21 protein-coding genes are annotated in these 25,967 nt (G+C 37.0%); 8 read left to right on the forward strand and 13 right to left on the reverse strand.

Translation table 11 applies throughout. From position 1 onward, the window contains the following. Positions 1–175 precede the first annotated feature (175 nt). The 6 genes from OVA16_RS17070 to proS form a co-directional block, all read right to left on the reverse strand. On the reverse strand, positions 176–4,012 hold the full coding sequence (locus tag OVA16_RS17070; protein WP_267761931.1) for a T9SS type A sorting domain-containing protein: 3,837 nt from the start codon (positions 4,010–4,012) through the stop codon (positions 176–178). A gap of 202 nt (positions 4,013–4,214) precedes the next feature. Then, a complete protein-coding gene (locus tag OVA16_RS17075) occupies positions 4,215–5,231 on the reverse strand; it encodes a helix-turn-helix transcriptional regulator (RefSeq protein ID WP_267761933.1) in 1,017 nt (338 codons plus the stop codon). A gap of 36 nt (positions 5,232–5,267) precedes the next feature. Then, on the reverse strand, positions 5,268–6,131 hold the full coding sequence (locus OVA16_RS17080) for a TIGR02757 family protein (protein ID WP_420712329.1): 864 nt from the start codon (positions 6,129–6,131) through the stop codon (positions 5,268–5,270). 24 nt (positions 6,132–6,155) lie between these two features. After that, the gene (locus tag OVA16_RS17085) at positions 6,156–7,298 is read right to left on the reverse strand and encodes a cystathionine gamma-synthase (RefSeq protein WP_267761935.1); all 1,143 of its coding nucleotides are present in this window, start codon (positions 7,296–7,298) and stop codon (positions 6,156–6,158) included. A gap of 95 nt (positions 7,299–7,393) precedes the next feature. Then, a complete protein-coding gene (locus OVA16_RS17090; RefSeq protein WP_267761939.1) occupies positions 7,394–8,095 on the reverse strand; it encodes a hypothetical protein in 702 nt (233 codons plus the stop codon). A gap of 92 nt (positions 8,096–8,187) precedes the next feature. After that, positions 8,188–9,660: a proline--tRNA ligase gene (gene proS, locus OVA16_RS17095; protein WP_267761941.1), complete on the reverse strand. Its 1,473-nt coding sequence runs from the start codon at positions 9,658–9,660 to the stop codon at positions 8,188–8,190. Between the two features lie 106 nt (positions 9,661–9,766). Between proS and OVA16_RS17100 the strand changes: the two genes are divergently transcribed. Next, a complete protein-coding gene (locus tag OVA16_RS17100; RefSeq protein WP_267761944.1) occupies positions 9,767–10,687 on the forward strand; it encodes a hypothetical protein in 921 nt (306 codons plus the stop codon). 26 nt (positions 10,688–10,713) lie between these two features. Then, the gene (locus OVA16_RS17105) at positions 10,714–12,240 is read left to right on the forward strand and encodes an OmpP1/FadL family transporter (protein WP_267761947.1); all 1,527 of its coding nucleotides are present in this window, start codon (positions 10,714–10,716) and stop codon (positions 12,238–12,240) included. A 67-nt stretch (positions 12,241–12,307) separates the two neighbouring features. Here the strand turns inward: OVA16_RS17105 and OVA16_RS17110 are convergent, their stop codons facing one another. Continuing rightward, the gene (locus tag OVA16_RS17110) at positions 12,308–14,134 is read right to left on the reverse strand and encodes a UbiD family decarboxylase (protein WP_267761950.1); all 1,827 of its coding nucleotides are present in this window, start codon (positions 14,132–14,134) and stop codon (positions 12,308–12,310) included. 135 nt (positions 14,135–14,269) lie between these two features. Further along, entirely contained in the window at positions 14,270–14,749 is a 480-nt protein-coding gene (locus OVA16_RS17115) for a Dps family protein (protein WP_267761953.1), read from the reverse strand. 165 nt (positions 14,750–14,914) lie between these two features. On the opposite strand from OVA16_RS17115, the gene OVA16_RS17120 reads away from it, so the two are divergent. From OVA16_RS17120 to OVA16_RS17140, 5 genes are all read left to right on the forward strand, one after another. Beyond that, positions 14,915–16,387, forward strand: coding sequence for a LysM peptidoglycan-binding domain-containing protein (locus OVA16_RS17120; protein WP_267761956.1), 1,473 nt, complete (start codon positions 14,915–14,917; stop codon positions 16,385–16,387). Beyond that, positions 16,377–17,018, forward strand: a complete 642-nt coding sequence (locus OVA16_RS17125; RefSeq protein WP_267761959.1) for a uridine kinase family protein — start codon at positions 16,377–16,379, stop codon at positions 17,016–17,018. The genes OVA16_RS17120 and OVA16_RS17125 overlap by 11 nt, the downstream gene beginning before the upstream one ends. Positions 17,019–17,200: 182 nt before the next feature. Then, positions 17,201–18,538 carry a sn-glycerol-1-phosphate dehydrogenase gene (locus OVA16_RS17130; RefSeq protein ID WP_267761961.1) on the forward strand — a complete coding sequence of 446 codons (1,338 nt, stop codon included), beginning with the start codon at positions 17,201–17,203 and terminating at the stop codon, positions 18,536–18,538. Beyond that, positions 18,538–20,055 (forward strand): MFS transporter, encoded by a 1,518-nt coding sequence (locus OVA16_RS17135; protein WP_267761963.1) that lies wholly within the window; start codon positions 18,538–18,540, stop codon positions 20,053–20,055. The genes OVA16_RS17130 and OVA16_RS17135 overlap by 1 nt, the downstream gene beginning before the upstream one ends. A 109-nt stretch (positions 20,056–20,164) precedes the next feature. Then, positions 20,165–21,025 (forward strand): HAD-IIA family hydrolase, encoded by an 861-nt coding sequence (locus OVA16_RS17140; RefSeq protein ID WP_267761966.1) that lies wholly within the window; start codon positions 20,165–20,167, stop codon positions 21,023–21,025. 416 nt (positions 21,026–21,441) lie between these two features. On the opposite strand, the gene OVA16_RS17145 is transcribed toward OVA16_RS17140, so the two are convergent. The 5 genes from OVA16_RS17145 to OVA16_RS17165 form a co-directional block, all read right to left on the reverse strand. After that, the gene (locus OVA16_RS17145) at positions 21,442–21,639 is read right to left on the reverse strand and encodes a cold-shock protein (RefSeq protein ID WP_267761969.1); all 198 of its coding nucleotides are present in this window, start codon (positions 21,637–21,639) and stop codon (positions 21,442–21,444) included. 79 nt (positions 21,640–21,718) lie between these two features. Beyond that, positions 21,719–22,354 (reverse strand): peroxiredoxin, encoded by a 636-nt coding sequence (locus OVA16_RS17150; protein WP_267761971.1) that lies wholly within the window; start codon positions 22,352–22,354, stop codon positions 21,719–21,721. 86 nt (positions 22,355–22,440) lie between these two features. Beyond that, positions 22,441–23,364, reverse strand: coding sequence for a DUF72 domain-containing protein (locus OVA16_RS17155; RefSeq protein WP_267761975.1), 924 nt, complete (start codon positions 23,362–23,364; stop codon positions 22,441–22,443). 314 nt (positions 23,365–23,678) lie between these two features. After that, on the reverse strand, positions 23,679–24,773 hold the full coding sequence (locus OVA16_RS17160) for a S1 family peptidase (RefSeq protein WP_267761978.1): 1,095 nt from the start codon (positions 24,771–24,773) through the stop codon (positions 23,679–23,681). A 3-nt stretch (positions 24,774–24,776) separates the two neighbouring features. After that, on the reverse strand, positions 24,777–25,343 hold the full coding sequence (locus OVA16_RS17165; protein WP_267761980.1) for an RNA polymerase sigma factor: 567 nt from the start codon (positions 25,341–25,343) through the stop codon (positions 24,777–24,779). 423 nt (positions 25,344–25,766) lie between these two features. On the opposite strand from OVA16_RS17165, the gene OVA16_RS17170 reads away from it, so the two are divergent. Continuing rightward, entirely contained in the window at positions 25,767–25,958 is a 192-nt protein-coding gene (locus tag OVA16_RS17170; RefSeq protein WP_267761983.1) for a hypothetical protein, read from the forward strand. Positions 25,959–25,967 lie beyond the last annotated feature (9 nt).

The raw sequence follows: 25,967 nt of genomic DNA on the forward strand, positions 1-25,967 counted from the left end.
AGCATTATTTAAACTTATTGAGTTCGCCGACCCTGAAATAAATTCAGGGTGACGGAAAATTGGCGGTTCGTCATGCTGACCTGTAGCGAAGCGGAAAGCTACGCAGTAAATTTAGTTCAGCATCAGTTTTAAAAGTTAATTATCAATGGGTTAATAATCGAACTCAGGTTAAGACTTATTTCTTCACGACTTTGATCGTTTCTTGATGAAGTTCTCCACGAAGTCTAAGTACATAGGTTCCTGCAGCAACATTATTTAAGGAAATTCGAGCTGATGATTCTGTAGTACCAATAGCTTTACTAAACAATAACTTACCACTCATATCAAATACCCACAAGCTGTTAAAATTTTTGCCCTTAAAGTTAATGTCTACCCAATCGCTTGTAGGATTAGGATAAAAGGTAACCCGCTGATCCGTTAAATTAAAACTAACATTTCTTACACCTAAGTTATTGATTTTTCCATCATCATCTAATTGTTGTAACTCGTAATAATTGTTTCCATTTAATGGCATTCTATCTATATAACTATAGTTGTAATTAGCGCCTTGGCGCTGAACTGCAGGAGGTATTTCCGCAATTTTTACGCTTTTACCATCATCGCCACTACGATAAATTACAAAACCACGGTTGCGCTGCTCTGATGCCGTAGACCATTCCAATTTTGCAGAATTGCCTGTAGCACTAGCTTTAAATTCCACCAAAGTTACTGGCAAAGTGTAATTGCAGTTTTCGTTATAATTTGCACTATTGTCTTTTTGCCAATTGGTATTCTCAATAGCTGCAGATACATCATCTACCTGTATACAGCTTAAATTAGGATTGACGGTAGCATTTAATTCCGCTAATTCATAATTGTTTTCGTTTTTTAGATCAAGCACCAGAAGGGAATTATGCTCACAATACAAAGCATTTAACATGCTGTTTTTAGTTAAATCCAACTTCAAAATTTGGTTAAAACTACAATTTAGCCACATCAAACGCGTGTTAGCCACCAAATCCAAAGCAGTTAAAAGGTTATCATGACAATCAAGCGTTAGCAATGCATTATTATTACTAAGATCTAAAACAGCGAGTTCATTTCCGTAGCACTTTAATATGGTCAAATTTTGATTTTGCGTGAGGTTAATGCTAGTTAGCTCATTATTATTACAACTAACGACACCTAAATTGGTGTTACTGCTCAAATCTAAAGAAGTAAGCTTATTATCATTACAATCTAAACTAGAAAGCGCTGGGTTATTACTCAAATCCAATGAAGTAATCAAATTTTCTCCACAGCTAAGGCCAACCAAAGCAGGGTTACCGCTCACATCCAAATTGGTAAGCTGGTTGTCGTTTACACCAAGAGAAATCAGCGCCGGACTTTGAGAAACATCTATGTCGGTAAGCTTATTAGCCGAACAATACACAAATATTAACTCAGTATTTTGGCTTAAATCAAGTGTAGTGAGTTGATTTTCTTCACAGTCTAAATTAGCTAGTTTTGTATTTTTAGTCAAATCAAGGCTAGTGAGATTGTTCTTTTTACAATTAAGTCCTTTCAGGTTAATAAACGCTTCTATGCCGGTAAGATCATTAATGCCTAGGTCGTACATATCAAAGTTACGGTCAAATGCTTCTGCCTCTGCAAATTGTATTTCGGCATCGCCGTTGGTATTGATATCGGCTCTTGCTAAAAGATAGGCTTTAAAATTAGCATCAGGGATGTAGACAACAGGCTCGTTACAATTGGTTTTGTAATTTGCTGAAGCGTCTTTTTTCCAACCTCCATTGGTAGTATAAGTATTTGCCTGATCTACATCATCTACCTCAATGCAAAATAACTTCGGGTTTTGGTTAGCGATAACGAGATAGAGTATGTCATTTTTACCATTTTTGAGGTTAAGACTAGAAAGTTTTGCGCTGTTTTCGCAAAACAGTTGTGTTAATGCAATATTATTGCTAATATCCAAGCTAGAAATGGGGTTTTTACCGCAGATGAGCCGCATAAGTGCTGTGTTTTTACTTACATCCAAGTCCGTAAGCAAGTTGTCATCACATAGCAAGGCATTGAGTACTGTATTATTTTTAAGATCTAAACTTGTAATCTTATTGCTGTTGCAATACATCATCTCCAACGCAATGTTCTGAGTGACGTCTAAGCTTTTAAGTTGATTATTTTCGCAAAACAAAAACTTTAGTGCTGTATTCTTGGTCACATTTAGTTCGGTAAGCTGGTTGTTGTTAGCCAATAAAGCTGTGATGTTTACGAAAGCTTCGATACCTGTAAGGTCTGTTATATTTCTATGATTACAGTTAATTGTACCCGTAAAAGCCTCAGCTTCTTCTACTTGAATTTCCGTATCTCCGTCTGTATTAATTGTAGCATTACCAAGCAAATAAGCCTTAAAGTTAGCATCTGGAATGTTAACTACCGGGCGGCAGTCGGTGTTGTAAGTTGCAGTTGCATCTTTTGTCCATCTGCTAAACATATCAATAGTTTGAGCATTTGAATATGCTACATCATCCACCTGTATACAGGTCAGCTTTGGGTTTTCATGAGCTAGCATTCTACTAAAAGCGGTATTGTTTCCATTTTTGATATTCAGATTTTCAAGTTCAGAATTGGAGTAGCATTCTAAAGCAAGCAAATTTGGGAATTGGCTTACATCAAGCGTTTTAATCTTTGTAGCTGAACATCTTAAATTTGTTAATTGTTTGCAATTATCCATGTCTATAACTTGGATCGGATTTGATGAAAAATTAAAACCTGTCAATAAAGCATTTTGACTCACATCTAAGGTAGCAAGCTGGTTATTATAACAACTCAACGAGGTAAGTGCTATGTTTTTAGTAATATCTAGAGAGGTTAGCCGATTATTTATACAACCAATAGACGTAAGAGCAGTGTTCTTGCTCAAATCTAAAGCAGTCAGTTGGTTGTTGTCGCAACCCAATGCAGCAATTGCCGTATTTTTGCTAACGTCTAGTGAGGTTAAGTTATTGTTGCTGCAAAGTAACCTAGTAATATTTACAAAAGCTTCGATACCTGCAAGACTGGTAATGTTTTTTCTAATGACATTGATAGTTCCCGTAAACGCTTCAGCTTCTGAAACCTGTATCTTCCCATCATCATCTGCATCAATCTTTGGATTATGAGCCAGTAAAGCGGCCTTAAAATTAGGGTCTGGAATGTTAACCACCGGACGGCAATCGGTATTGTAAGTTGCGGTTACATCTTTTGCCCAACTTGACATATCCGATTGAGCATTGGAATATGCTACATCATCTACCTGTATACAGGTTAGTTTCGGATTGTCGTAAGCCAGCATTCTAATAAAAGATGTATTATTTCCGTTTTTGATATTTAGCTTTTCGAGTTCTAAATTGGTGTTACAACTTAAAACTACCAAATTTGGGCATTGGCTCACATCCAGCGTTTTAATTTTGGTTCCAAAACATTGGAGACTTGTTAATTTCGTACAATTACTTACATCCAAAACTTCGAGTGAGGTAGAACTACAAGCCAAGCCCTCCAATAAAATGTTTTTATTTATATCTAAGGCCCTAATCCCTATGTTACTAGAACAGAGCAATGAGGTAAGAGCCGTATTTTGACTTACATCCAAGGTGCTCAACTGGTTACGAGTACAATTCAGCGCCTTCAAAGCGGTATTCTTACTTATATCCAAAGCGGACAGTTGATTGTTGTCGCAAATGAGATTTATAATTGCGGTATTTTTACTGATATCTATTGAGGTAAGTTTATTGCGGTTACAGAACAATTCGGTAACATTTACAAAAGCTTCGATACCAGTAAGGTCTGCAATATTTTTGTCGAATATACTGATACGCCCGTTAACTGCTTCTGCCTCCGAAACTTGGATTTGCCCGTCATTATTAAGGTCAATCTTCGGCGAATGGGCTAGTAAGGCGGCTTTGAAGTTGGCATCAGGAATATTAACAACTTGTGCCTGGAGTTGGTTTACACCAAGCAAACTTAAGAAAAGCAGTAAAAGTTTCTGTCTCATAAACGATAACATTTGTTTATGACAAAACTACCTTGTTTTATAAGTTAGATATGGTCAAAAAGCACTCATATATGCTCATGAACTATAGACATGGAGTGATAATTGAAGAATAGCATGTAACCTTTGCTTAAAGCTGCTAAAACTTGGCATTGATAATGATTGGTTGAATAAAAACCTAGCGACTGCCTTTAGCTAAAAGGGATTAACTTTTTAATGATTTTACCTCTGCTGGCAAAATCTTATATGTTTTTTTAAAAATGCGACTAAAATTAGCCGAGCTACCAAAACTTAATTCTTGCGCTACCTGTTTTACTTGAGTTCCATTTTGCAGTTGTACAAAGGCATACCGCATTTGTATATCTCTAAAATAATCGAAAGCAGAGTGGCCCATCTGTCTTAAAAACTGCCTGCGCATAGTAGATACAGTCATATTGCCAATATCGGCCAAATTTTCTAAGCCCGGAAAGCCTTGCTTAAAATATTTATCGAGATGCGCTTTTATTTTCTCAATGCCATCAAATTCATCGGCCACTGGTGGCTGGTTTAACACCGAATCAGGATCTGCTACAATACTGAAAAAATCTGAAATTAAAGTTAAAGATAGCTTTCTAACTACTAGCGGATACACTGGCGAACGTTGAGATTTGGTAAGTAACTGATCCAGTTCGTCAAATGTGTCTTTATAGAAATTATCGCTGAAATAAGCCATCCCTTCCATTTCCTTTCGTATCACTTTCATAAAGGTTGCCTCCTGATCTACCGCAGAGAAATCTATTCCTTTATCCAACCATTCTTTGGTAAAACAAAATATAAATGCCCTCACACCCGCTCCTTTTTCAAACAAAGTTTCGTAATCAAACTCATTATTATAGAAGCTACAAATACGGGGCAAAGACATCGTCCTAGATTGCATCGGATCATTATCTTTCATCGGAACTTTGTTCACATCGCCCTTAATCAATTGATACGACAAGCAATAATATTCAACATCTCTATCCCCAAATAAAGCGATCTTGGTATCGCTCACCGCCGTCATATCCACCACAAACAAATAACAACCTTCTTCTACTTTTTCATATTGAAACGTGGTTTGAAGATTTTCGCTATTGGCAATAAGCTGGTGTTTATTTTCATGGTGTACAACAGCAGGAATAGTTACTGCTTTCGCAATAAATTTTTCTGGGTAAGTCATTTGCCAGGTAGAAAGTTGGTCTGTCATATTCGAAGTTTAGGCTTTAGACACTAAACAAATATATTATAATTCACCTTCTACTCCTAATCCGAATAAAGCAAAATCATACTTTACTGGGTCGGTGTCGTCAAATTTTTTAAGGTTTTCAGTCAATTCTAAGGCTGTTAACCAATCTGTTTGCTTGCGTTCAATTAAACCAAAATGTCTAGCCACTCTATCTACGTGCACATCACAAGGACAAATTAAATCTGCTGGGCGAATGGTGTTCCAAATACCGAAATCAACGCCGTAATCGTCTTTTCGAACCATCCAACGTAAAAACATATTTAACCGTTTGCAAGTAGATTTTTGTAAGGGCGACGAAACATGCTTAATCGTTCGTCTAGGGAAATCTGGTAGACTAAAAAAGTACGCACGAAAATGATTTAGGGCTTTTTCGATAGTAAAATTATTAAGTGTTAAATCTGAGGTGTAACAAGTGGACGAGGTAAGTTCGTAACCCGCATTAATTTCTTCTACACTTAAGTAATCTGACCTGTAAATTAAAGCTGGAGGTATAAATGCCGTTTCTAAAGAATTAGACTGCTGATAATGCTGCTGAAAGAATGCTACAAAATAAAGTAAATCGGTGTCGTTAAAAGTTCGATGTTTAAATCCAAGCAATCCTTTCAAATCATGGTCAGAATGGTGCAGCATAAACTGATAAGGTTGGTTATCCATCCTCGCCAGTAACTCGTTGCATTTATTGATGATTGTTTTACGTTGTCCCCAAGCTAAAATTGCCGCAAAAAAAGCGGCAATTTCAATATCTTGTTTTAAACTGTACTGATGCGGAATACTTATCGGATCATTTGTAATGAAATTGGGCTGATTGTATTGCGCCACCTTTGAATCGAGAAAATCTTTAATATTATTAATTTTCATCATCGAATTAGCTGATTAGCACATTAGCTAATTTGATAACGCTTGTTCCAAATCCGCTAGTAAATCGTCAATATCCTCTACTCCCACGCTAAAACGCAGTAAGTTATCGGTTACGCCAACTTTCTCACGTTCTTCTTTTGGAATGGAGCCATGTGTCATACTTACCGGATGATTTACTAAACTCTCTACACCTCCTAAAGATTCTGCCAGAGAGAACACTTTAAAGCGAGAAGCAATACGGAACGTTTCTTGCAAATCTGCATCTTTTAAAGTTACGGATACCATACCACCAAAACCACGCATTTGTTTCTTTGCAATATCATGATTAGGATGATCTTCAAAACCTGGCCAGTAAATTTTATCAATTTTCGAGTGATTTCTTAAGAAATGAGCTACTTTTTCTCCGTTTTCACAATGCGCTTTCATACGTAAATGCAAAGTTTTAATTCCTCTCAATACCAAGAAAGCATCTTGCGGACCTGGAGTTGCACCGCAAGCGTTGTACACGAAGAACAAATCTTTGTATAACTTTTCATCGTTGGTTAATAAAGCGCCCATTACTACATCAGAGTGACCGCCAATGTATTTAGTAACCGAATGCATTACTACATCAGCACCTAAATCAATTGGGTTTTGTAAATATGGAGATGCAAAAGTATTATCAACTGTTAAAAGAATATTGTTGGCTTTTGTAATGTTAGCCACACCCTCAATATCAATGATACGCATGGTTGGATTAGTTGGTGTTTCTATCCAAACCAATTTAGTTTTTTCATTGATATATGGCGTAATATTCTCTGGATTTGATAAATCCAAGAAATGGAATTTGATACCATAATTTTGATAAATCTTGGTAAAAATGCGGTAAGAACCACCATATAAATCGTTACCTGTGATTACCTCATCGCCAGGCTTTAACAATCTAAGCAAACAATCAGTTGCACCCATTCCACTGCTAAAAGCCAAACCGTACTTGCAGTTTTCTAACGCTGCTAAGCAATCTTCTAAAGCTTTACGAGTTGGGTTGGTACCCCTAGAATATTCGTAACCCTTGTGGTCGCCTGGAGAAGCTTGCCAATAAGTTGAAGTTTGATAGATTGGGGTCATGATGGCACCAGTTGTTGGATCTGGCTCTTGACCTGCGTGTATAGCTTTAGTTGCAAATTTCATTTCAATATTGTTATGAAAACCACATAGAAACATAGGTTTATTATAAGTATGAGATATTTTTAGAACATCTTATGTGCCTATGTGATAATTTTAAATTATAAATTATTATTCTGTTGTACTTCCGATTTAAACAAATAGCCTAATCTTTTTCCTGTTGGATAACCACTTGCCGCCAAGGTTGTTTGTTTCTGATGCAAGCTGATATCCTTAACCGAAGCATAAGGCGGCAGTTGCAAATCAGTGTCTATGCAGTCTAGTATTGCCAATTCAAAAATGTGCGTCAATACTTCTTCGTTAATTTCTTGCTCGCTAAAAGCTTCATACAAAAACCCTAACTGGCCATCGCCTTCTACAATAAAACGTTTTTCTTTGTTGATTAATATGCGAGCAACTAAAGATCCTTCATCTGCCAACCGATTATACTTGATAGAATCTGCCAAAAAATTGTGGATATAAATTACTCCACAATAGCTTAAATTAGGATTGGATCTGACGTAGCTAGACGAATAAACCCGATGCCCTTGTTCGAAATTAAAAACATTACTATGCATGGATAACAGCAACATATCGCCAGAGAACTTAAGTTCTGCTTCAAACTGATGCGTATCTTTGTAAGCCACCTCAACCGATGGATCTTTTTGCGTGTAATCTTGGTGCAAACGAGAGGCAAGTTTAGACAATGCCTTATTCGCTACAGCAAAAACATCAACCGTATTTCTGTAAATCTCTTGTTTTATCGAAGCTTTGCTTTCCAACTTACTCAAAATGAGTTGATAGTTGCTTAATTCTTCTTTCATGTTTTTAAATATGAGACATGAGATAGTAGATGTGAGTTCTGGTAATACCTAAATGGTCTCAAATCTCACATCTCAATACTCAAATCTATCATTTAATAAGCCCTTGCAAATAACACTCTTTGTTTAGATGGTTTTCCAGTTAAGATACAAACACCATCTTCTAATTTGTTATCTAAAGGAATACATCTAATTGTTGCTTTTGTTTCCTCTTTGATACGTTTTTCTGTTTCGGCAGTACCATCCCAGTGTGCAGCAATAAAACCTGTTTTGGTTTCGAGCAAATCTTTAAATTCTTCGTAAGAATTAGCTTCTGTGATATGCTCATCTCTAAATTTCAAAGCTTTATCATAGATGTTTTGTTGGATTTGGGCCAACATTTGGAAAATGTATTCTGCCAAACCTTCTTGAGGAACCGTAAATTTCTCTTTAGTATCTCTACGAGCCAACTCTACTGTACCGTTTTCCATATCTCTAGCGCCAATAGCTAAACGAATAGGCACCCCTTTTAACTCATATTCTGCAAACTTAAATCCTGGACGCTGGCTATCTCTATCATCGTATTTTACAGAGATACCAAAACCTTTCAACCTTGGAATCAATTCATCTACAAAAGAAGAGATTTTTTGCAATTCTTCATCGCCTTTATGTATTGGCACAATGACCACTTGAATTGGTGCTAATTTTGGAGGAAGTACCAAGCCACTATCATCGCTATGCGACATAATTAACGCACCCATTAAACGGGTAGATACACCCCAAGAACTTGCCCAAACGTGCTCTTGCTTACCTTCTTTACTGGTAAATTTAACATCGAAAGCTTTAGCAAAATTTTGCCCCAAAAAGTGAGAAGTTCCTGCTTGTAAAGCCTTGCCATCTTGCATTAAAGCTTCGATACAATAAGTATCTAAAGCACCAGCAAAACGCTCTGTTTCAGTCTTTTTTCCCTTCACTACAGGCACGCCCATCCAATTTTCTGCGAAATCTGCATAAACATCCAGCATTTTTTCAGTTTCTTCAATTGCTTCTTCGGCAGTAGCGTGTGCGGTATGACCTTCTTGCCACAAAAACTCGGTAGTACGTAAAAACAAACGAGTTCTCATTTCCCAACGTACCACATTTGCCCATTGGTTAATTAACAAAGGTAGATCTCGGTAAGATTGGATCCATCCTTTGTAGGTATTCCAAATGATAGTTTCTGACGTTGGACGAACAATCAGTTCTTCTTCTAATTTTGCTTCTTCATCAACGATGATGTTACCATTTCCGTCATTTTTTAAACGATAATGTGTAACCACAGCACATTCCGTTGCAAAGCCATCTACGTGAGCAGCTTCTTTAGAAAAATAAGACTTAGGAATAAACAAAGGGAAGTACGCATTGCTATGACCTGTTTCTTTAAATTTATGGTCTAAAACCGCCTGCATTTTTTCCCAGATAGAGTATCCGTACGGCTTAATTACCATACAACCTTTTACTGACGAATGCTCTGCCAAATCGGCTTTTATAACAATTTCGTTATACCATTGCGAATAATCTTCACTTTTACTCGTAATACCTTTGCTCATAACTTATTTGGAACGTTTTTTGTGTTAAATTTCTTGTATTGATGGCTACAAAGCTATAAATTTATAGTCACAATTTAATTAGCACACCAATTAAAACCTAAATACAATGAGAGTCAATCATTTTTTAACCAGTACACTTGTGGCAGCCGCCTTGTTGGTTGCTTCATGCTCTACACAAAAAATGGCGCAAAACAACAGTGCCGATGATGTGTACAATACTACTGCACAGGCTAGGGTTTACAAATATGCACCTCCGGCTCAAACAGCGCAGATAGATACCAGTCGCTACGATGCTAACTACAGACCTAGCGACCAAGAATACGATATGGACTATGCTTCTAGGATAGATAGATTTTACTATGGCAGTCCGAACAGAGTTTATTTTGATGATTATTACAACTTTTACGGCTATAATTCTTGGTACAACCCATACGATTGGTCTTTGGGCTTCAACTATGGATGGGGATTTAACCGCTGGATGAACCCATTTTCTTCTTGGGCATTTTATGGTAGTCCTTATTATTGGAACACTTGGGGACCTTACTCTTACTGGGGCGGTGGCTTCGGTTGGGGAGGCGGCTTTGGCGGTGGCCTTGGTTGGGGCTGGGGCGGCGGCTGGGGTGGCAATAATGTCATCGTGAGAAACGATAATTTCAGAGCTAGGCCAAACCGCGGTGCTGAAAATGGCATTGGTGTTAGACCTAATGGATCTATCATCGATAGAGGCGCTAGAACTGGCGGAAATGTAGGAACGATTGGAAGAACTGGTTCTACTAGGCCGGGAGCATATAACCCTGCAACAACAACTGATGGAAGCGGCAGAAGCGGATCAGTTGTTAGAGACTCAAGACCAAGCAGATCTGGCTCATCTAACAATGACTCTAGACCAACGCGTACAACTGAAAGTAGGCCAACTTATTCTCCACCGCCTAGTTCTTCCAATGGTAGTAGCGGTAGAACTGGTGGCGGCAGTGGGAGCTCTGGTGGCGGAGGTGGAAGCAGACCAACACGCGGAGGCGGTAGATAACATATTTTAAATTAGCGGCAAACACAATGAAAAAAATTACAACATTGCTTACGGTTGCTATGGTAGCAGCCGTAGGCACCACATATGCTCAATACGGTACCGATGGACTCAGATTTTCTCAAAGCAATTATGGAAGTACTGCTCGTTTTAAAGGAATGGGCAATGCTCAAGTTGGTGTAGGTGGAGACATGAGTTCATTGGGGGGAAATCCTGCCGGATTAGGTTTATTTACACGTTCAGAATTTGCATTCACTCCTGAGTTTAACTCAGCAAGTGTCAACGGAAGTTATTTAGGCACTAATACTAAATCTAATAAAAATGGCTTAAATATTAATCAATTGGGAGCTGTTTTTTATAGCCCGAGCACCCGAATGAAAGGTCAAGACACACAAAAAGGTATAGTCAGCTCTGTTTTCGGTTTAGGATATACCCGTAATAATGATTATGTCTTGGAAAGTAATTTTGGAGGAGTTAACAGCGCAAATTCAATTAGAAATTATTTTGCAGAACTAGCCAACCGATATAAAGATCCATCTGATAACTCGATTGCAACTAATTCTTTAGAGGGAATGGCGTACGATAGCTATCTAATCAACTTTAACGCACCTGGTAGTACAAACCTATATACAGCAAATAGTATTGGCAACCCTTTTACAGCAAATACGCAGTCTAAGAATGAAATCCGCTCTGGATCTGTTTCTGAATTCAATTTTGCTGGGGCTTTAAACATTTCTAATCAAGTATACATAGGAGCCAATATCGGGCTAGTAAGCTTACGTTATACTAACGATGCTCAATTTACAGAAAGCGGAAGCTTAAACCCTTATGATCAAGTTGACGGATTTACTGGTGTTGAAAATTATAGCCTTTCTTATATACAAAATCAGGAAACAAGAGGTTCTGGTGTGAATGGTAGAATTGGGGTCATTTTCCGCCCTGTAAGTGCATTTAGAATTGGCGCTACCCTACAAACTCCAACTTGGTTTACAATTGATGACACTTATTCAGAAGTATTAAATAATAAGTTGTCAAATGATGTATTTACTAACCAAGCTATGGTTTACGAATTCACTTATAACTTACGTACACCCTTGAAGGGGTCTTTAGGTGCAAGTTATGTGGTGGGAGGACAAGGTATTATCTCTGCTGATGTTGATTTCGTTGACTATTCAAGTATAAGATTTTCGACAAATGGATCAAATGGTGGAACAGATGCTATAAATAATAGCAATGCCTCTGTTAGAAATAATTATAAAAGCGCTATAAACTACAGATTAGGTGGCGAATATAAAATTGAAAACTTAAGCTTAAGAGCTGGATATGGTTTAAATGGTAGTCCGTATAAAAATGATAGTGACAAGCTATTTGATACTAAGATGTATAGTGGTGGTTTAGGATATAGGGTAAATAACTATTATTTTGATGTTGCTTACCAAAGAGTAGAAACCAGTGGAACTAATTTACCATATACTTTGAATAACGGATCTGAACCAATGGCGAATTCAAAGTTCACTAATAATAATTTCTTTTTAACTTTTGGAATAAGGTTTTAGTAAATTATAGCCTAACAAAAAATCCCACGATTTACTCGTGGGATTTTTTGTTTAAAGATATACATTGCTATATTATTCCGTATAAACAACCACCCTGCTCTCCCATTCTATCCACTTTCTTTTCTACTTCAGGATCTTTGATCAATTCTGGTGCATGATGAGGCTTCTTGCGGGCATCAATAATTAATGAACCATTGCAACCCCAGTGTTTATTCTCCATAAAATCATCTACCCCATCTATATCCATAGCTGGATTACTTCTAGTGAAAGCTACCCAAACCAAGTTATTGATATTTGCTGCTGTAAATTCAGCATCATCGCAAACCACTATTAAAGGAATTTGAGTTAAGTCGTTTCCTTTTAATTGTTCTTTAAGCAAAGCAATAGCAGCTTTACCTTGTTCTTTATTTTGATATTTATCTAATTGAACTGCTAAAATACCATCGCTGGCTAAAGCATATTTTGTATTCAATTTGAATTTGCTGGTTAAGGCTTTTAACAATTCACGCTTTTTTTCGCCAGCAGCTGCAAAAACAACTTTAGACCCCGAGTTTAATCCATCGCCAGAGTAATCTAAAGTATCAATAGTGGTGTTGGTATGGAAATGTATATCCCTTCGCAAGTCTAATCGCTCTAAAACATGACTTAAAAAACGCTTGATATCATGAGTGTTTAAAGCTTCTTCGTCTTCCCTAGCCGCAATGAATAAATATTTAGCTAAACTCAGTTGATTTTTACCCAAAATATGATTGCTTATGGTTAAAATCTCCTGAGGTTTCCGTTCTTTTAAATAAGGGGTATAACGTTCGCTACCGATGGCAAATAACAGAGGGTGTACACCTGCTGCATCTACAGCGTTTACTTCTTTTAGTCCGTGTATCTCTTGTGGAATTGCAGAACCAGAAATTTCGTGAATTAAAGCGCCAAAACTGGTATCTTCTTGAGGTGGCCTACCTACTACGGTAAACGACCACAATGCATCTTTTTTATGATAAACGTTATGAACTTTCATTAACGGAAATGGATGTACCAAGCTGTAATATCCCAAATGATCGCCGAAAGGTCCTTCTGGCTTATTTTCATGTGGCTCTACCGTACCTGTAATTACAAAATCCGCATCAGCCGAAATCACAAATCCTTCCTCGTCTCTAAAATACCTGAATCTTCTGTTACCTAAAGCACCGGCAAAAGTAAGCTCTGATAAGCCTTCTGGCAACGGCATTACTGCCGCTAATGGATGTGAAGGTGGGCCACCAACAAAAATACTTACCTTTAGTGGCTGTCCTTTTTTATTTGCTTTGGTTTGATGAACACCAATACCTCTATGTATTTGGTAATGAAGCCCAATTTCTTTGTCCTGAATATAATCATTACCTGCCAGTTGAATACGATACATGCCTAAATTACTGTTCATTACCCCTGGTTTATCAACATCCTCAGTAAAAACCTGTGGCATGGTAATAAAAGGACCGCCATCCATAGGCCAATTTACAATTTGTGGAATTGCAGAAATGGTAGTTTTCTGAAAAGCTTGCTTAAATAACGATTGCTTTAAAGGCAAGGCAGATAATGCCGTTAGCCCTGTTCCTATATATTTGAACGGCTTTTTTAAAGCTTTCATTGGATCAGAACGAAGCTCAACCAATTCTTGAACTTTTGGCAAGCTATCTCTAAACATAAACTTAGAGCGTTCTATGGTACCAAAAAGATTTGAAACTGCTTTGAATGGACTTCCCTTAACTTTTTCGAATAATAAAGCCGGCCCCTGTTTTTCGTATACACGAAGATGAATGGCGGCCATCTCTAAATAAGGATCTACTTCTTCCTTAATTCTAACCAGATGACCATGTTTTTCAAGGTCCGCTACGCATTCGGCTAAACTTTTGTATCCCATAGGGCAAAGATAGGAGAATTTGATGATGTGATGATTTAAAATTTAAAAAGCCACAGATGCACAAATCATTTCTAAATCTGTGCATCTGTGGCTTACTAATAATCAGCTAATCATCACATCAGCCAATTAGCTAATCTATTTTTTTCCTAAGAATGATTTCAACATCCAAATGGTTTTTTCTTTAAATTGCATGAACCGATTAACCATATCATTAGAACCATCATCTCCAGCTTTATCCGTAGCTTCTAATAAATCACGTTCCAACTCAATTAGTTTAGTCATATCATCCAAAACAGCTTCAACCATTGCGGTATCTGCCAAACCAATAGTATCAATTTCTTTAATAGCAGATTCCTTAATGTAATCAGCAAAACGACTATGAGGCGGTTTACCTAAAGTAAGTACACGCTCTGCAATTTCATCAATGGTTAACTGAGCGTTGGTATACAATTCTTCAAACTTTAAATGAAGCGTAAAAAAATTTTGTCCTTTAATATTCCAATGACAGCCTCTTAATTTTTGATAATGAATATGATAATTTGCTAGATACTCGTTTAGCATATCTACCACTGGTTTCACTTGTTTTTCGCTTAAATTTATTTCTTTTGCCGACATAATATGTATGTTTTAATAGTATAAAGCTAACAAAACTTAAAGCAATAAGTTTGAAGCTAATTGAAATTTAGTACAATAGAACATGAAATGTTACCGTTTAGTTACATAGTTAGTGATACTATATATTATTCGTATAATTGTACCTCCAAAAATTTAAGAATATAGATGTTAAAAAGATATATTTTGATCACCGCTCTGTTTGGTTCGGCAACAAGCTATGCCAATACTCCATTAGATTCTATAGGAGTTGAAAACAACAATGGAAAAAAGCTTATCCTACATAAAGTAGATCCTAAAGAAAGCTACTATTCTATCTCAAGAAAATACAATGTAAATGTTAAGGATATTCAAGCTTATAATAACAATATTGGCTTGCAAATAGGCAGTGTAATCAAAATTCCAACCGAAATTCCTTTTAACCAAAAACCTGTTGTTGGCAATTCGCCAAATATTAATGCTACTACTTTTTTTGAATATACCGTTGCTGCTAAAGACAACTTAAATTTAATTGCCGAAAGATTTGCCACAACAGTGCCAGAGATAAAAAAGCTTAACAATTTGAATAGCATTAATCTTCAAGTTGGGCAGGTACTAAAAGTTCCTTTTACTAAGAGCGCAACCAATGTGCCTACAAACGCCAATGTAATTTCGAATAAAACTATAGAAACTACCAACCCAACGGCTGCGGAAAACTTAGTTACCGAACATATCGTAAAACCTAAAGAGTACCTAGGGGTAATTGCTAAACAATACGGCATTAGCGTAGAGGATTTAAAAGAGGCAAATAGCTTAAGCACCAATAATTTAAGCATTGGGCAAGTTTTAAAAATACCTACCAAAACAACCGGCCAGCCAGAAAAAATTACGGAGGTAGTTATGACGCCACCACCACCGGTAACTAACCACGAGGTAAAACCTCAAGAAACCATTTTTACCATTGCTAAAAAATACGACACTACTGCTGATTATTTAAGGCAACTTAACAACTTAAGCACCAATACGCTAAAAGTTGGACAAAGCATTCTTGTTCCAAAAACAGAGAAGATAGCTAGTACAAAAGCAACTCCTATAACTGCACCACCTGCAGCAGAACCTTCTTTTGAGCATGTGGTAACAAACGGAGAAACCATTTATTCTATTGCACAGAAATATCAACTTACCACCTATCAGTTAAAAACCTATAACAACTTAGCCTCAACAGAGTTAAAAGTTGGTCAAAAACTCATCATTAAAGGAGAAAAACCTAATATGGTTTCAACCGCTAGCCAAAATGCCGATGATGAACCTACAGACAGCACCGAAACTTTGAAAAATCCGAATTTAAAAAGACCTGCGGCAGTTTATGGCCTAAACAAAATCGAAGAAAAAGGTACTGGTGTATGGATTAGCGACCCTGATTTGGATCAAAACAAAATGCTAATTTTGCATCGTACAGCCCCAGTAGGAACTATTATACAAATTACCAACCCAATGACAAACCGTTCTACCTTTGCAAAGGTGGTTGGCAAATTTACCGAAAACGAAACTACCAAAGACGTAATTATTGTAATGACTAAAGCCGTTGCCGATGCCGTTGGTGCACTAGATAAGCGCTTTTTTTGTAATCTAATCTACGGACCAAAAGAAAATGAAAAATAATAAACCCGTAATTATCGGTATTGCAGGAGGCAGTGGCTCTGGCAAAACCTTTTTCTTGCACAGCTTTCTACATCATTTTAAAACAGATGAAGTTACTTTAGTATCGCAAGATGACTATTATATTCCTGCCGGAGAAATGACCCAGGAAGAAAACAAACTTTACAATTTCGATTTACCGAGCACTATTGATGACCAACAATTTTTATTGGACATCAAGAAGTTGATTAGCGGAGAAACCGTTTACAAAAAGGAATACAATTTCAACAATCCCTTAGCGGTAACCAAAATCTTGGAAATACACCCTGCCCCCATTATTATTGTCGAGGGACTGTTCATTCTGCACTTTACCGAAATCAATAAATTAATTGATTATAAAATCTTTATAGAGGCAGATGAGCAAATTGCTTTAGAAAGAAGAATACAAAGAGACGGCATTGAAAGAGGCTATCCCGAAGAAGATGTTCTATACAAGTGGCACAACCATGTAGTGCCAGCTTATAAAGAATACTTACTACCCTTTAAAAACACTTGTAACCAACTGATATATAACAACTCTAACGAGGCAGACGATATTATTCGTATTACCGAAGAGATGTCTGCCGAGTTTAAAAAAGATTATTGTAAAAGCTAAATTTTAATAAACATGAATTTGAAGCGCACTTTAAAAGGCGCTTTTTTTGTTTCATACGTCACAAACTTTCATAATGTTATTTTTAAACTTTTGATTTGTTTTATTTTTTTAAAAATCGTTTATTTGAGAAACTAAAAATGAATTTATTTTTTAGTTAGCCTAACCAAAAAACGAAATTTTACATGTCTAAAGTTGCTACCGCATTAAAGTCAGCTAGTGAAACAAAAAGCCTAATTATTGGCCAAGATGTTTTAAAAAAAGCTTCGGAACTATTTAAAGAACAATTTCCTGGCAAAAAGGCAATAGTTATTACCGATACTTTTACTTACCAGATAGCTGGCGAAAGCATAGTGAAACAATTTGAAAGCAACAACATAGCGCAAGAATCTACTTTCATTTATACTGATCCAGAAATTTATGCCGAATACAAATATGTAGAAGAGCTGGTTGCTGCTTTGAAACAAAACGAGGCTATTCCCGTTGCAGTTGGCTCTGGCACCATCAACGATTTAACGAAACTAGCAGCACATTTAACTGGTAGACCATACATGTGTGTGGCAACAGCAGCTTCTATGGACGGTTATACCGCCTTTGGTGCATCTATTACCGCCGACGGAGCCAAACAGACTTTCAATTGTCCGGCACCACAGGCCTGTTTAGCAGATATTGATATTTTAAGTGCTGCTCCAATGGCAATGACCGCCTCTGGCTACGCAGATTTATTTGCCAAAATTACCGCAGGTGCCGATTGGATTTTGGCAGATGCTTTAGGTGTAGAGCCTATTGACCAAACCGCTTGGTCTATTGTGCAAGACGACTTACATGAAGCACTTTCGGACCCAAAAGGAACAAAAAATGGGGATAACGAGGCTATTACAAAACTTACCGAGGGCTTAATGTTAGGTGGTTTTGCCATGCAATGGTCTAAATCTAGCAGGCCAGCTTCAGGAGCCGAACATCAGTTTAGTCATTTATGGAATATGGAACACCACCTAAACAATGGCGAGCATGTTTCACATGGTTTTCAGGTAAGTATTGGTACTTTAGCCATCACAGCCTTGTACGATTTGGTGCTAAAAACTGATTTCGATAAGCTTGATATCCAAAAAGCATTAAAACAATGGCCAACTTTAGATGAATTAACGGAGCAATCTTTAGCAATTTTTAAAAACACGAATTTCCCCGAAATTGGTTGGCAAGAAACTAGTGCAAAGTACATCACTCATCAAGAATTAGAAAAACAATTACAAACATTAAAAAATAACTGGCACAACATAAAGGAAAAATTAGCTAAACAAATTGTGCCTTTTGAAAAAGCTAAATTGCAATTGGCAATGGTAGGTGCTCCTACCGAACCTGAACACATTGGACTTACAAAAGCAACGCTAAAAGAGACATTTGTAAGAGCACAATACATTAGAAGAAGATTTACCGTACTCGATTTAGCTGTAAGAACCGGCTATCTCGACCAATGGCTAGATCAATTATTTAGCAAAGATGGAATTTGGCCTATAAATTAATGGACAAAGAACAAACCACCAATGAACTAAAATATATGAACGTAGAAGAAACAAACAACAACGAGAAAGCTTCAAAAAAGCTATTCAAATACTGGCAAACACGAACTATTGTAGTTACCATGATTGGTTATGCGCTGTTCTATTTTGTACGTAAAAACTTCTCGTTTGCCATACCCGGCCTAACAGCAGAGTACGGTATCACGAAAACTAGTTTTGGTATCATCATGACCCTGATTACCATCGTTTATGGACTTTCTAGGTTTCTTAATGGTGTATTGGCAGATAGGGTAAATGCACGTTACCACATGTCTATCGGGTTATTTTTATGCGCAATAGCCAACTTTGCATTTGGTTGGGGCACCGATCTAAGTTCCATATTTACCGGAGAAACGAGCGGTCCAATGTTTACCAACACCATGGTACTCATTTTTGGGATCATCTTGATCGTGAACAACCTCATTCAAGGCAGCGGTTTCCCGCCGGTAGCCCGCTTGTTAACCCACTGGATTCCGCAAAACGAATTGGCCACAAAAATGTCAGTTTGGAATACCTCGCACTCTATTGGTGCGGCTTTGGTAGCCATTTTAGCAGGTTACATTATGGGCTCGTTGGGAACCAACATGAGCAACAACCCAGAAATAGTTGCCTCTATTGCGGCTAACTTAAAAGTAGACCCATCTGATGCAGAAAAGATGAAAATCGTAATTGAATCTGCATCTCATTACGGAGCTTGGAAATGGTGTTTTTGGATACCGGCAGCCATTGCGCTTGTAGGTGCTATCGGTTTATTTGTTGGCTTACGAGACACGCCATCTTCAGTTGGCCTGCCAGAGCTACACAAAACACATAAAAAAGGCAAAGACTCTTCTGCAGAATTTAAAGCATTTGTAAGCAAGCACGTGTACCGTAACAAATGGATATGGATTTTGGGTATAGCCAATTTCTTTGTTTATATAGTTCGCTTTGCGGTATTAGATTGGGGACCTACTTTTTTAAAGGAATCCCACGGAATGACATTGAGCAACGCCGGCTGGACAGTAGCAGTATTCGAAATTTTCGGCATTTTGGGAATGCTTGCAGCCGGTTGGATAACCGATAAATATTTAGCCGGAAAAGCACATCGTACATCGCTTTACTGTATGGTGGGTGTAGCAATATTCATGACCATTTTCTTGTACCTACCAAATGACAGTCCGCAGTGGATGATCATTTTTGTACTGGCTATGTGCGGTTTTTTCATCTACGGGCCACAAGCTTTGATAGGAATTGCAGCAGCAAACCAAGCTACCAATAGAGCCGCGGCTACAGCCAACGGCCTAACCGGACTGTTTGGCTACGCAAGTGGTTTGGTTTCGGGAGTGGGCGTAGGTGCTATGGTAGATTTGCTGAGCAAAAATCAGCCTGAAAAAGCGTGGGATTACGTATTTATGATGATGATAGGCATAGCCATACTTTGTGTATTTGTATTTGCGCTAATGTGGAAGGCCAAAGCACACGGCTACGATGAAGCTTCCTAACACCCAGAGGGGAAATTTCACAAAATGCTTATATAATGCATTTGGCATTCAAGTCTCCCCAGATAGCTATTGAAATAGTGGATTGAGGGGACAATAAAACAATTTAACAATGAAACAATTTAACAACTCGACAATAGAAAAAGCTACCTTTGAGGGTTTGAGAGCCATTAAACATTTTGCATTAGATATGGATGGCACCATTTACAATGGCAGCACTTTATTTCCATTTACTAATGATTTCCTAAATTACCTAAAAGCTAACGGCATTGGCTATTCCTTTTTAACAAATAATCCGTCTAAAAGCACAGCCGATTACCTCAAACACTTAGAAAAAATGGGTATTCCCGCAACTAAAGAAGAGATGTATACTTCTGCCGTAGCAACCATCAATTATATCAAAAACCATCATCCAGCTATCAAAAAATTGTTTATTCTGGGTACACCAAGCATGGTTAAAGAGTTTGAAGATGCTGGTTTTATTTCTACTGCAGATAATGCAGAAGATAAACCTGACGCACTGGTTGTAGGCTTTGATACTTCACTAGTTTACTCTAGGCTGTGCAGAGCAGCATATTGGGCAAGCGAAAAACTCCCTTATTTTGCTACCAACCCAGACTGGGTTTGCCCTACAGACCAACCTAATATTTTGGTAGATTGTGGTGCTATTTGTGCCTGCATAGAAGGGGCTACTAAAAGAAAACCAGATGTGGTTATAGGCAAACCAGACCCAGGAATGTTAGATGGAATTATCCAGAAATACGAATTACAACCGAATGAGATTGCCATGGTTGGCGATAGAATTTACACCGATGTACAGATGGCAAAAAATGCCGGAGCACTAGGCGTACTGGTTTTGTCTGGCGAAGCTACCACAAACGACGTAGCAAATTCTACCGTAAAACCAGATATTGTAGCCCAAAACCTAGCCCAGCTACAACAATTTATTGAACACGCAAAGCTGATAAGTTGATTACCAACTACAGAATTTAATTTGAGGTTTATAAAATACTTACGAAGTTTTAAAAACTTCGTAAGTATTCGATTTATGTTAACGTGAGTTTGGGATAAGAAAATTATGCTATTTGCTAGCGATAGCGCTTCAAATCTTCGTTCAGCTAGTTTTCGGTCTCTTATTTTTCGGGGCGTACCAATGAGCCAAAGCACTTTCTTTGAAAGAAAAATAAGCAACCGAGAGTTTTTGTTACTTTTTGCGGTCAAAAAGTAAGAGCCCAGCAGCGGCGAGCTAAAAAAATACGTTCAATGCGAATTTATCAAGAATTGTAAATACACTTAACCCGAGCTCACGTTATGTTAAGTATCCAACAAACAAATAGGCCTGTATTAAAAAATACAGGCCTATTTGTTTAGACGTATGGTTAAATAAAATTAAGCTTTTCTTACGTTTACAGCCTGTGGTCCTTTTTTGCCATCAGCTATTTCAAATTCTACTTCATCATTTTCTTTAATTCCATTGATGCCGCCTTCTACATCTTTAAAATGTACAAAAATTTCTTTGCCACCGTCATGAGAGATGAACCCATAACCTTTTTCGGTATTAAACCATTTTACTTTTCCGGTACTCATTAGTTTTAGTTCTACTATTTAAAATTGATAATTAAAGTAAATCTAACGATTTATTATTAACTATCAACTTCTTATAAAATTATTTATTTGGCTGAGGTGTAGTTCTTAAATAAGGCTTAATTACTTTGTGACCTTTAGGAAATTTAGCCGGAATATCTTCAGTTTTAATGCTGTTTACTACAATTACATCTTCGCCATCTTTCCAATCTGCAGGTGTTGCCACACTATAATTAGCGGTAAGTTGTAAAGAGTTCATTACACGCAATACCTCATTAAAATTTCTACCAGTAGAAGCAGGATAAGTAATCATTAACTTCACTTTCTTATCTGGACCAATCACAAATAAAGAACGAACGGTTAAGGTTTCAGAAGCATTGGGATGAATCATGTCATACAAATTCGCTACTTTCTTATCCGAGTCTGCTATAATTGGAAAGTCAACAGTTGTGTTTTGCGTTTCGTTAATGTCTTTGATCCAACCTAGATGCGACTCTACAGCATCTACGCTTAATGCCAAAACTTTTACATTCCTTTGATCAAATTCTGATTTTAAAGCGGCAGTTCTACCCAATTCTGTGGTGCAAACAGGCGTATAATCTGCCGGATGCGAAAACAAAACTCCCCAGCTATCGCCCAAAAATTCATAAAAGTCTATCTCCCCTATAGATGTTATAGCTTTAAAATTGGGAGCAATATCCCCTAGTCTTAAACTCATGGCCTTATTTTTTAATTTAAAAATCGATTAGTTATAATTTCAAGTTACGAAATCAATGTGGTTTTAGCAATGAGCTAATTACCGAGTTATCCAAACAAACCACCTTGTTGTTCTAAAAAATGAATGCGAGGCAATTTACTTCCTAGTTTTTCTTTAAATTTCTCGATGGTATAGTCTGCAATAATTGGCGTGTCGCTTTCATCATGCTGGTGCAGAAAGAAGTAAATTTCTTCTAAACCCTTATCTAGCCATACGTCTAACCTTTCAATCCAATCGTCTACTCTTTTCTTATCAGAATTATCTAAAAATTTACCGCCGTTACCCACAAAACGAATAAAAGCTTTCGGCGTTGGGAGTTCCATGTGTACGCAATCTCTTCTTCCGCTCGCATCTGTAATGGCTGCACCAATTTTTAAATCTGCTAATAAAGAAAACAGTGACTTTCTATCTTTAGGATTTGCAAACCAATCTGCATGCCTAACCTCTAAAAACAAATTAAAATCGCGAGGTAAAGCCTCTAAATACTGTTGTAAAACAGGCAAATTTTTAGGGCCAAAATTATCGCCCAATTGCAAAAAACATGGCCCTAACTTATCTCCAAAGGCGCTAATAGCTTTTAAATACAAATCGGTTTCTGCCTGTGCGTTGTTTAACCTTTTAATGTGTGTAATGGCTCTCGAAAATTTCGGACAAAATAAAAAATCCTCTCGCTTGTCGGCCATCTCTTTCCACTTCAAAATCTGCTCTTCTTTAGGGATGCCATAAAAAACTGCATTTAACTCGATAGAATTAAAATGCCTTACATATTCGCCTAAAAAATCCTTTTCCTTAGTTTTAGGCGGATAAATTAGGTTGAGCCATTCTTTTCTGCCCCATTTAGCACAGCCTACGAAGAATTTAGGTTCTTCAATCCTGTTGCCAGTTAAAGTAAGCAGAGTTTGCGTGCCGTCGGGCGGCAAGGTAAAATCTACTTCGTTTATCTCGTTAGTTTCAACTCTTCCAAATTCCATGGTTAAATATAATTAGTTAGCCACAGATGCACAGATAATTTTTAATACAAATTAATATTTGAGAATTATAGCATTAAATTATAGATATTTATACGTTATGCTGAATTTATTTCAGCATCAGTTTTACAGGCTAAAACAACGAAATTAAGCTAAAGCTAATTTAATCTTAGTATTCAAAAACCAATCGGTACCTCTCTATGTAAAATGTACCTTTTTTAAAAATTATCTGTGTATCTGTAGCAAAAAGCTCAAAAAAGAAAAACCCCGAATACAATTAAATGTTTTCGGGGTTCTACTTTATATTGTTTAAAAAATTAGTTATTGTTATACACTTTAATCATAAAAACATAATCTTGCATTTTTTCTACCTGCTTCTCACGTTTTAATCCTTTAAGCAAACTCTTTTTGCCATAGCCAACTCTCTTGCTAAGCGAGTCTTGCGGAATAGCATTTAAAGCTTCCATAATGTATTTAGATTTTACCGCGAAAGTGGCACCATCTGTTTTATTCTCTTTACCATTAATGATACCTACAATATTACCATTATTATCTAACAATGGTCCGCCACTATTACCTGGATTAACTGGAATAGCAACCTGATAAGCCAAAGTATCGCCATTGATCCCATTTTTAGAGCTTACATATCCATCGCCTAAAACAATGTCATCTTTAGGGAAACCTAAGGTAAATACAGGTTCGCCAACGCCAGAGCTACCTTTCTTTATTGTGTAAGGTAAAGATGGGAGATGACCAAAACTATTGTCGTTAATTTTAAGAATAGCAATATCGTTTACAGGATCTGTGTAGATAGATTTTACTTTATAAGAACCGGTGTTATTTTGTACATAAATAGAATCTGCACTGCGAATAACATGATAGTTGGTTAAGATGTAGCCGTTGCCAGAAATAGCAAAACCAGTACCTCCAAAATTGGCGGGCTTAGCTTCGGTTTTATCAGATTTACGCGATTTTATATCTCTAATTAAGGTGTTAGTAGTGGTTTTAATTTGAGCTACATCTTTACTCATCGCAGCAAAATTACCCTCTTGTTTTCTACTTTCGTTGTAAGAATTTAGTGCAATTAAACTCAACAAAATAAACGAAGCAGCCACAGCTACCGCAGATCTGTTGTTACGCCACAACCTAACTAGCTTCGAAGGATGAGGTTTCAATTCTTCCGTTAACGAAGCTACATCAATTTGAGCATGGGCAACATCCATCTGTTCTTTTAGCTTCACAATGTTGGCATATTGCGCCATAGACTCTAAAAAAACCTTGTGGGCAACCACTTTATGATCTACCATTTGATCGTTGCTACGCAATTGCTCAAAAGCAGCACGCTCTTCTGGTGTTAGCTTACCGTTAAGGTAATCTTCAATTATAGCCTCTAGTTCTAAATCTTGTCTCATCTTCTATGATTGAAAAAATAATTTCTTTAATCTTTGCAAACACTTGTACTTCTGTGTCTTTGCATTATCGGCATTGGTATAACCAAACTTTTCGCAAATCTCCTGCATCGATTGGTTGTTGATGTAAAAATCTTCAATAATCGTTTTGCAAGGTTCGCCCAAACTTTCCAAAGCCAACTTCATTTTATCAAACTGCATGTCTTTTTGCTCATGCTGTTCCATATCTTCTTCTACAACAAGTACATCTTCAAAATCTGATATATTGCTGGTTTTTTTACTATGTTGAGCCAGTTTCTTTAACCAAATCCTTCTACTTACCGAATAAATGTAAGTTTTTAGCTTACTACTCAATTCAAAGCTTCCGCTTTTAACTTTGTTATAGAGCACAATAATAGCTTCCTGATAAACATCTTTGGCATCATCCTCATCGCCATTGTTGTTTAAAATAAATTGTAACACCATCGGAAAATAGGCCACATACAACTTATTTAAAGCATCTACCGAGTTATTGAGTATCCCTAAAACAACCTCTCTATCTGTTGGTAACGAACTGCTAAACTTTATACTCACTTATTAATACAATTAAATTAAAATGGTAACCCAATAATAATCAAAAAAATAACCTACCTGCATTAGGGCGATATAGCTATGTTTTCGAAAAGCAAATGTACTACTACTATTTAAGTATAGTCCCGCTTTACGCTTAATCTTTTTGTTTAAGTTTTCCTTTATTCCCACAGCAATGGAAATCTATTGCTACCTACCTATAACTAAAAGACATTTCTGTTAAGAAACAAAAAGTATATCGCTACAATCGGGTTTGTAAACAAGGCACGCTACACAAAACTCACTTTTAATACCCAAATCACAAAATAGTAACCTTGGCAATAACCCAAAAAAAATATTTTATTTTTTTTTTAAAACTTAGGGTTACCTTTTTACCTTTGCGGCATTAAGAGTAAAATTAATTAATTATTTAATCAGAAAATTGAAATGAAAAACTTATTCAAATTTGGCTTTTTAGCTTTAGCTTTATCTTTAACTGTAGTTGCTTGTTCTTCTGAAAAAGCTGCTGAAGGTACTGACACTGTAGGTACTGACACTACTATCACTGCTGATACTACTGTAACTGATACAGTTGTTAAAACTGATACTACTGTTGTTGATTCAACTGTAAAACACTAGTCAAATAGT

The organism is Pedobacter sp. SL55 (genome assembly GCF_026625705.1).
GTDB lineage: Bacteria > Bacteroidota > Bacteroidia > Sphingobacteriales > Sphingobacteriaceae > Pedobacter.

What these genes read in the sequence shown, in the direction of transcription:
- OVA16_RS17070 (WP_267761931.1), bottom strand. Translation starts at nt 4,012, where the DNA reads ATGAGACAGAAACTTTTACTGCTTTTCTTAAGTTTGCTTGGTGTAAAC.
- OVA16_RS17075 (WP_267761933.1), bottom strand. Translation starts at nt 5,231, where the DNA reads ATGACAGACCAACTTTCTACCTGGCAAATGACTTACCCAGAAAAATTT.
- OVA16_RS17080 (WP_420712329.1), bottom strand. Translation starts at nt 6,131, where the DNA reads ATGATGAAAATTAATAATATTAAAGATTTTCTCGATTCAAAGGTGGCG.
- OVA16_RS17085 (WP_267761935.1), bottom strand. Translation starts at nt 7,298, where the DNA reads ATGAAATTTGCAACTAAAGCTATACACGCAGGTCAAGAGCCAGATCCA.
- OVA16_RS17090 (WP_267761939.1), bottom strand. Translation starts at nt 8,095, where the DNA reads ATGAAAGAAGAATTAAGCAACTATCAACTCATTTTGAGTAAGTTGGAA.
- proS (WP_267761941.1), bottom strand. Translation starts at nt 9,660, where the DNA reads ATGAGCAAAGGTATTACGAGTAAAAGTGAAGATTATTCGCAATGGTAT.
- OVA16_RS17100 (WP_267761944.1), top strand. Translation starts at nt 9,767, where the DNA reads ATGAGAGTCAATCATTTTTTAACCAGTACACTTGTGGCAGCCGCCTTG.
- OVA16_RS17105 (WP_267761947.1), top strand. Translation starts at nt 10,714, where the DNA reads ATGAAAAAAATTACAACATTGCTTACGGTTGCTATGGTAGCAGCCGTA.
- OVA16_RS17110 (WP_267761950.1), bottom strand. Translation starts at nt 14,134, where the DNA reads ATGGGATACAAAAGTTTAGCCGAATGCGTAGCGGACCTTGAAAAACAT.
- OVA16_RS17115 (WP_267761953.1), bottom strand. Translation starts at nt 14,749, where the DNA reads ATGTCGGCAAAAGAAATAAATTTAAGCGAAAAACAAGTGAAACCAGTG.
- OVA16_RS17120 (WP_267761956.1), top strand. Translation starts at nt 14,915, where the DNA reads ATGTTAAAAAGATATATTTTGATCACCGCTCTGTTTGGTTCGGCAACA.
- OVA16_RS17125 (WP_267761959.1), top strand. Translation starts at nt 16,377, where the DNA reads ATGAAAAATAATAAACCCGTAATTATCGGTATTGCAGGAGGCAGTGGC.
- OVA16_RS17130 (WP_267761961.1), top strand. Translation starts at nt 17,201, where the DNA reads ATGTCTAAAGTTGCTACCGCATTAAAGTCAGCTAGTGAAACAAAAAGC.
- OVA16_RS17135 (WP_267761963.1), top strand. Translation starts at nt 18,538, where the DNA reads ATGGACAAAGAACAAACCACCAATGAACTAAAATATATGAACGTAGAA.
- OVA16_RS17140 (WP_267761966.1), top strand. Translation starts at nt 20,165, where the DNA reads ATGAAACAATTTAACAACTCGACAATAGAAAAAGCTACCTTTGAGGGT.
- OVA16_RS17145 (WP_267761969.1), bottom strand. Translation starts at nt 21,639, where the DNA reads ATGAGTACCGGAAAAGTAAAATGGTTTAATACCGAAAAAGGTTATGGG.
- OVA16_RS17150 (WP_267761971.1), bottom strand. Translation starts at nt 22,354, where the DNA reads ATGAGTTTAAGACTAGGGGATATTGCTCCCAATTTTAAAGCTATAACA.
- OVA16_RS17155 (WP_267761975.1), bottom strand. Translation starts at nt 23,364, where the DNA reads ATGGAATTTGGAAGAGTTGAAACTAACGAGATAAACGAAGTAGATTTT.
- OVA16_RS17160 (WP_267761978.1), bottom strand. Translation starts at nt 24,773, where the DNA reads ATGAGACAAGATTTAGAACTAGAGGCTATAATTGAAGATTACCTTAAC.
- OVA16_RS17170 (WP_267761983.1), top strand. Translation starts at nt 25,767, where the DNA reads ATGAAAAACTTATTCAAATTTGGCTTTTTAGCTTTAGCTTTATCTTTA.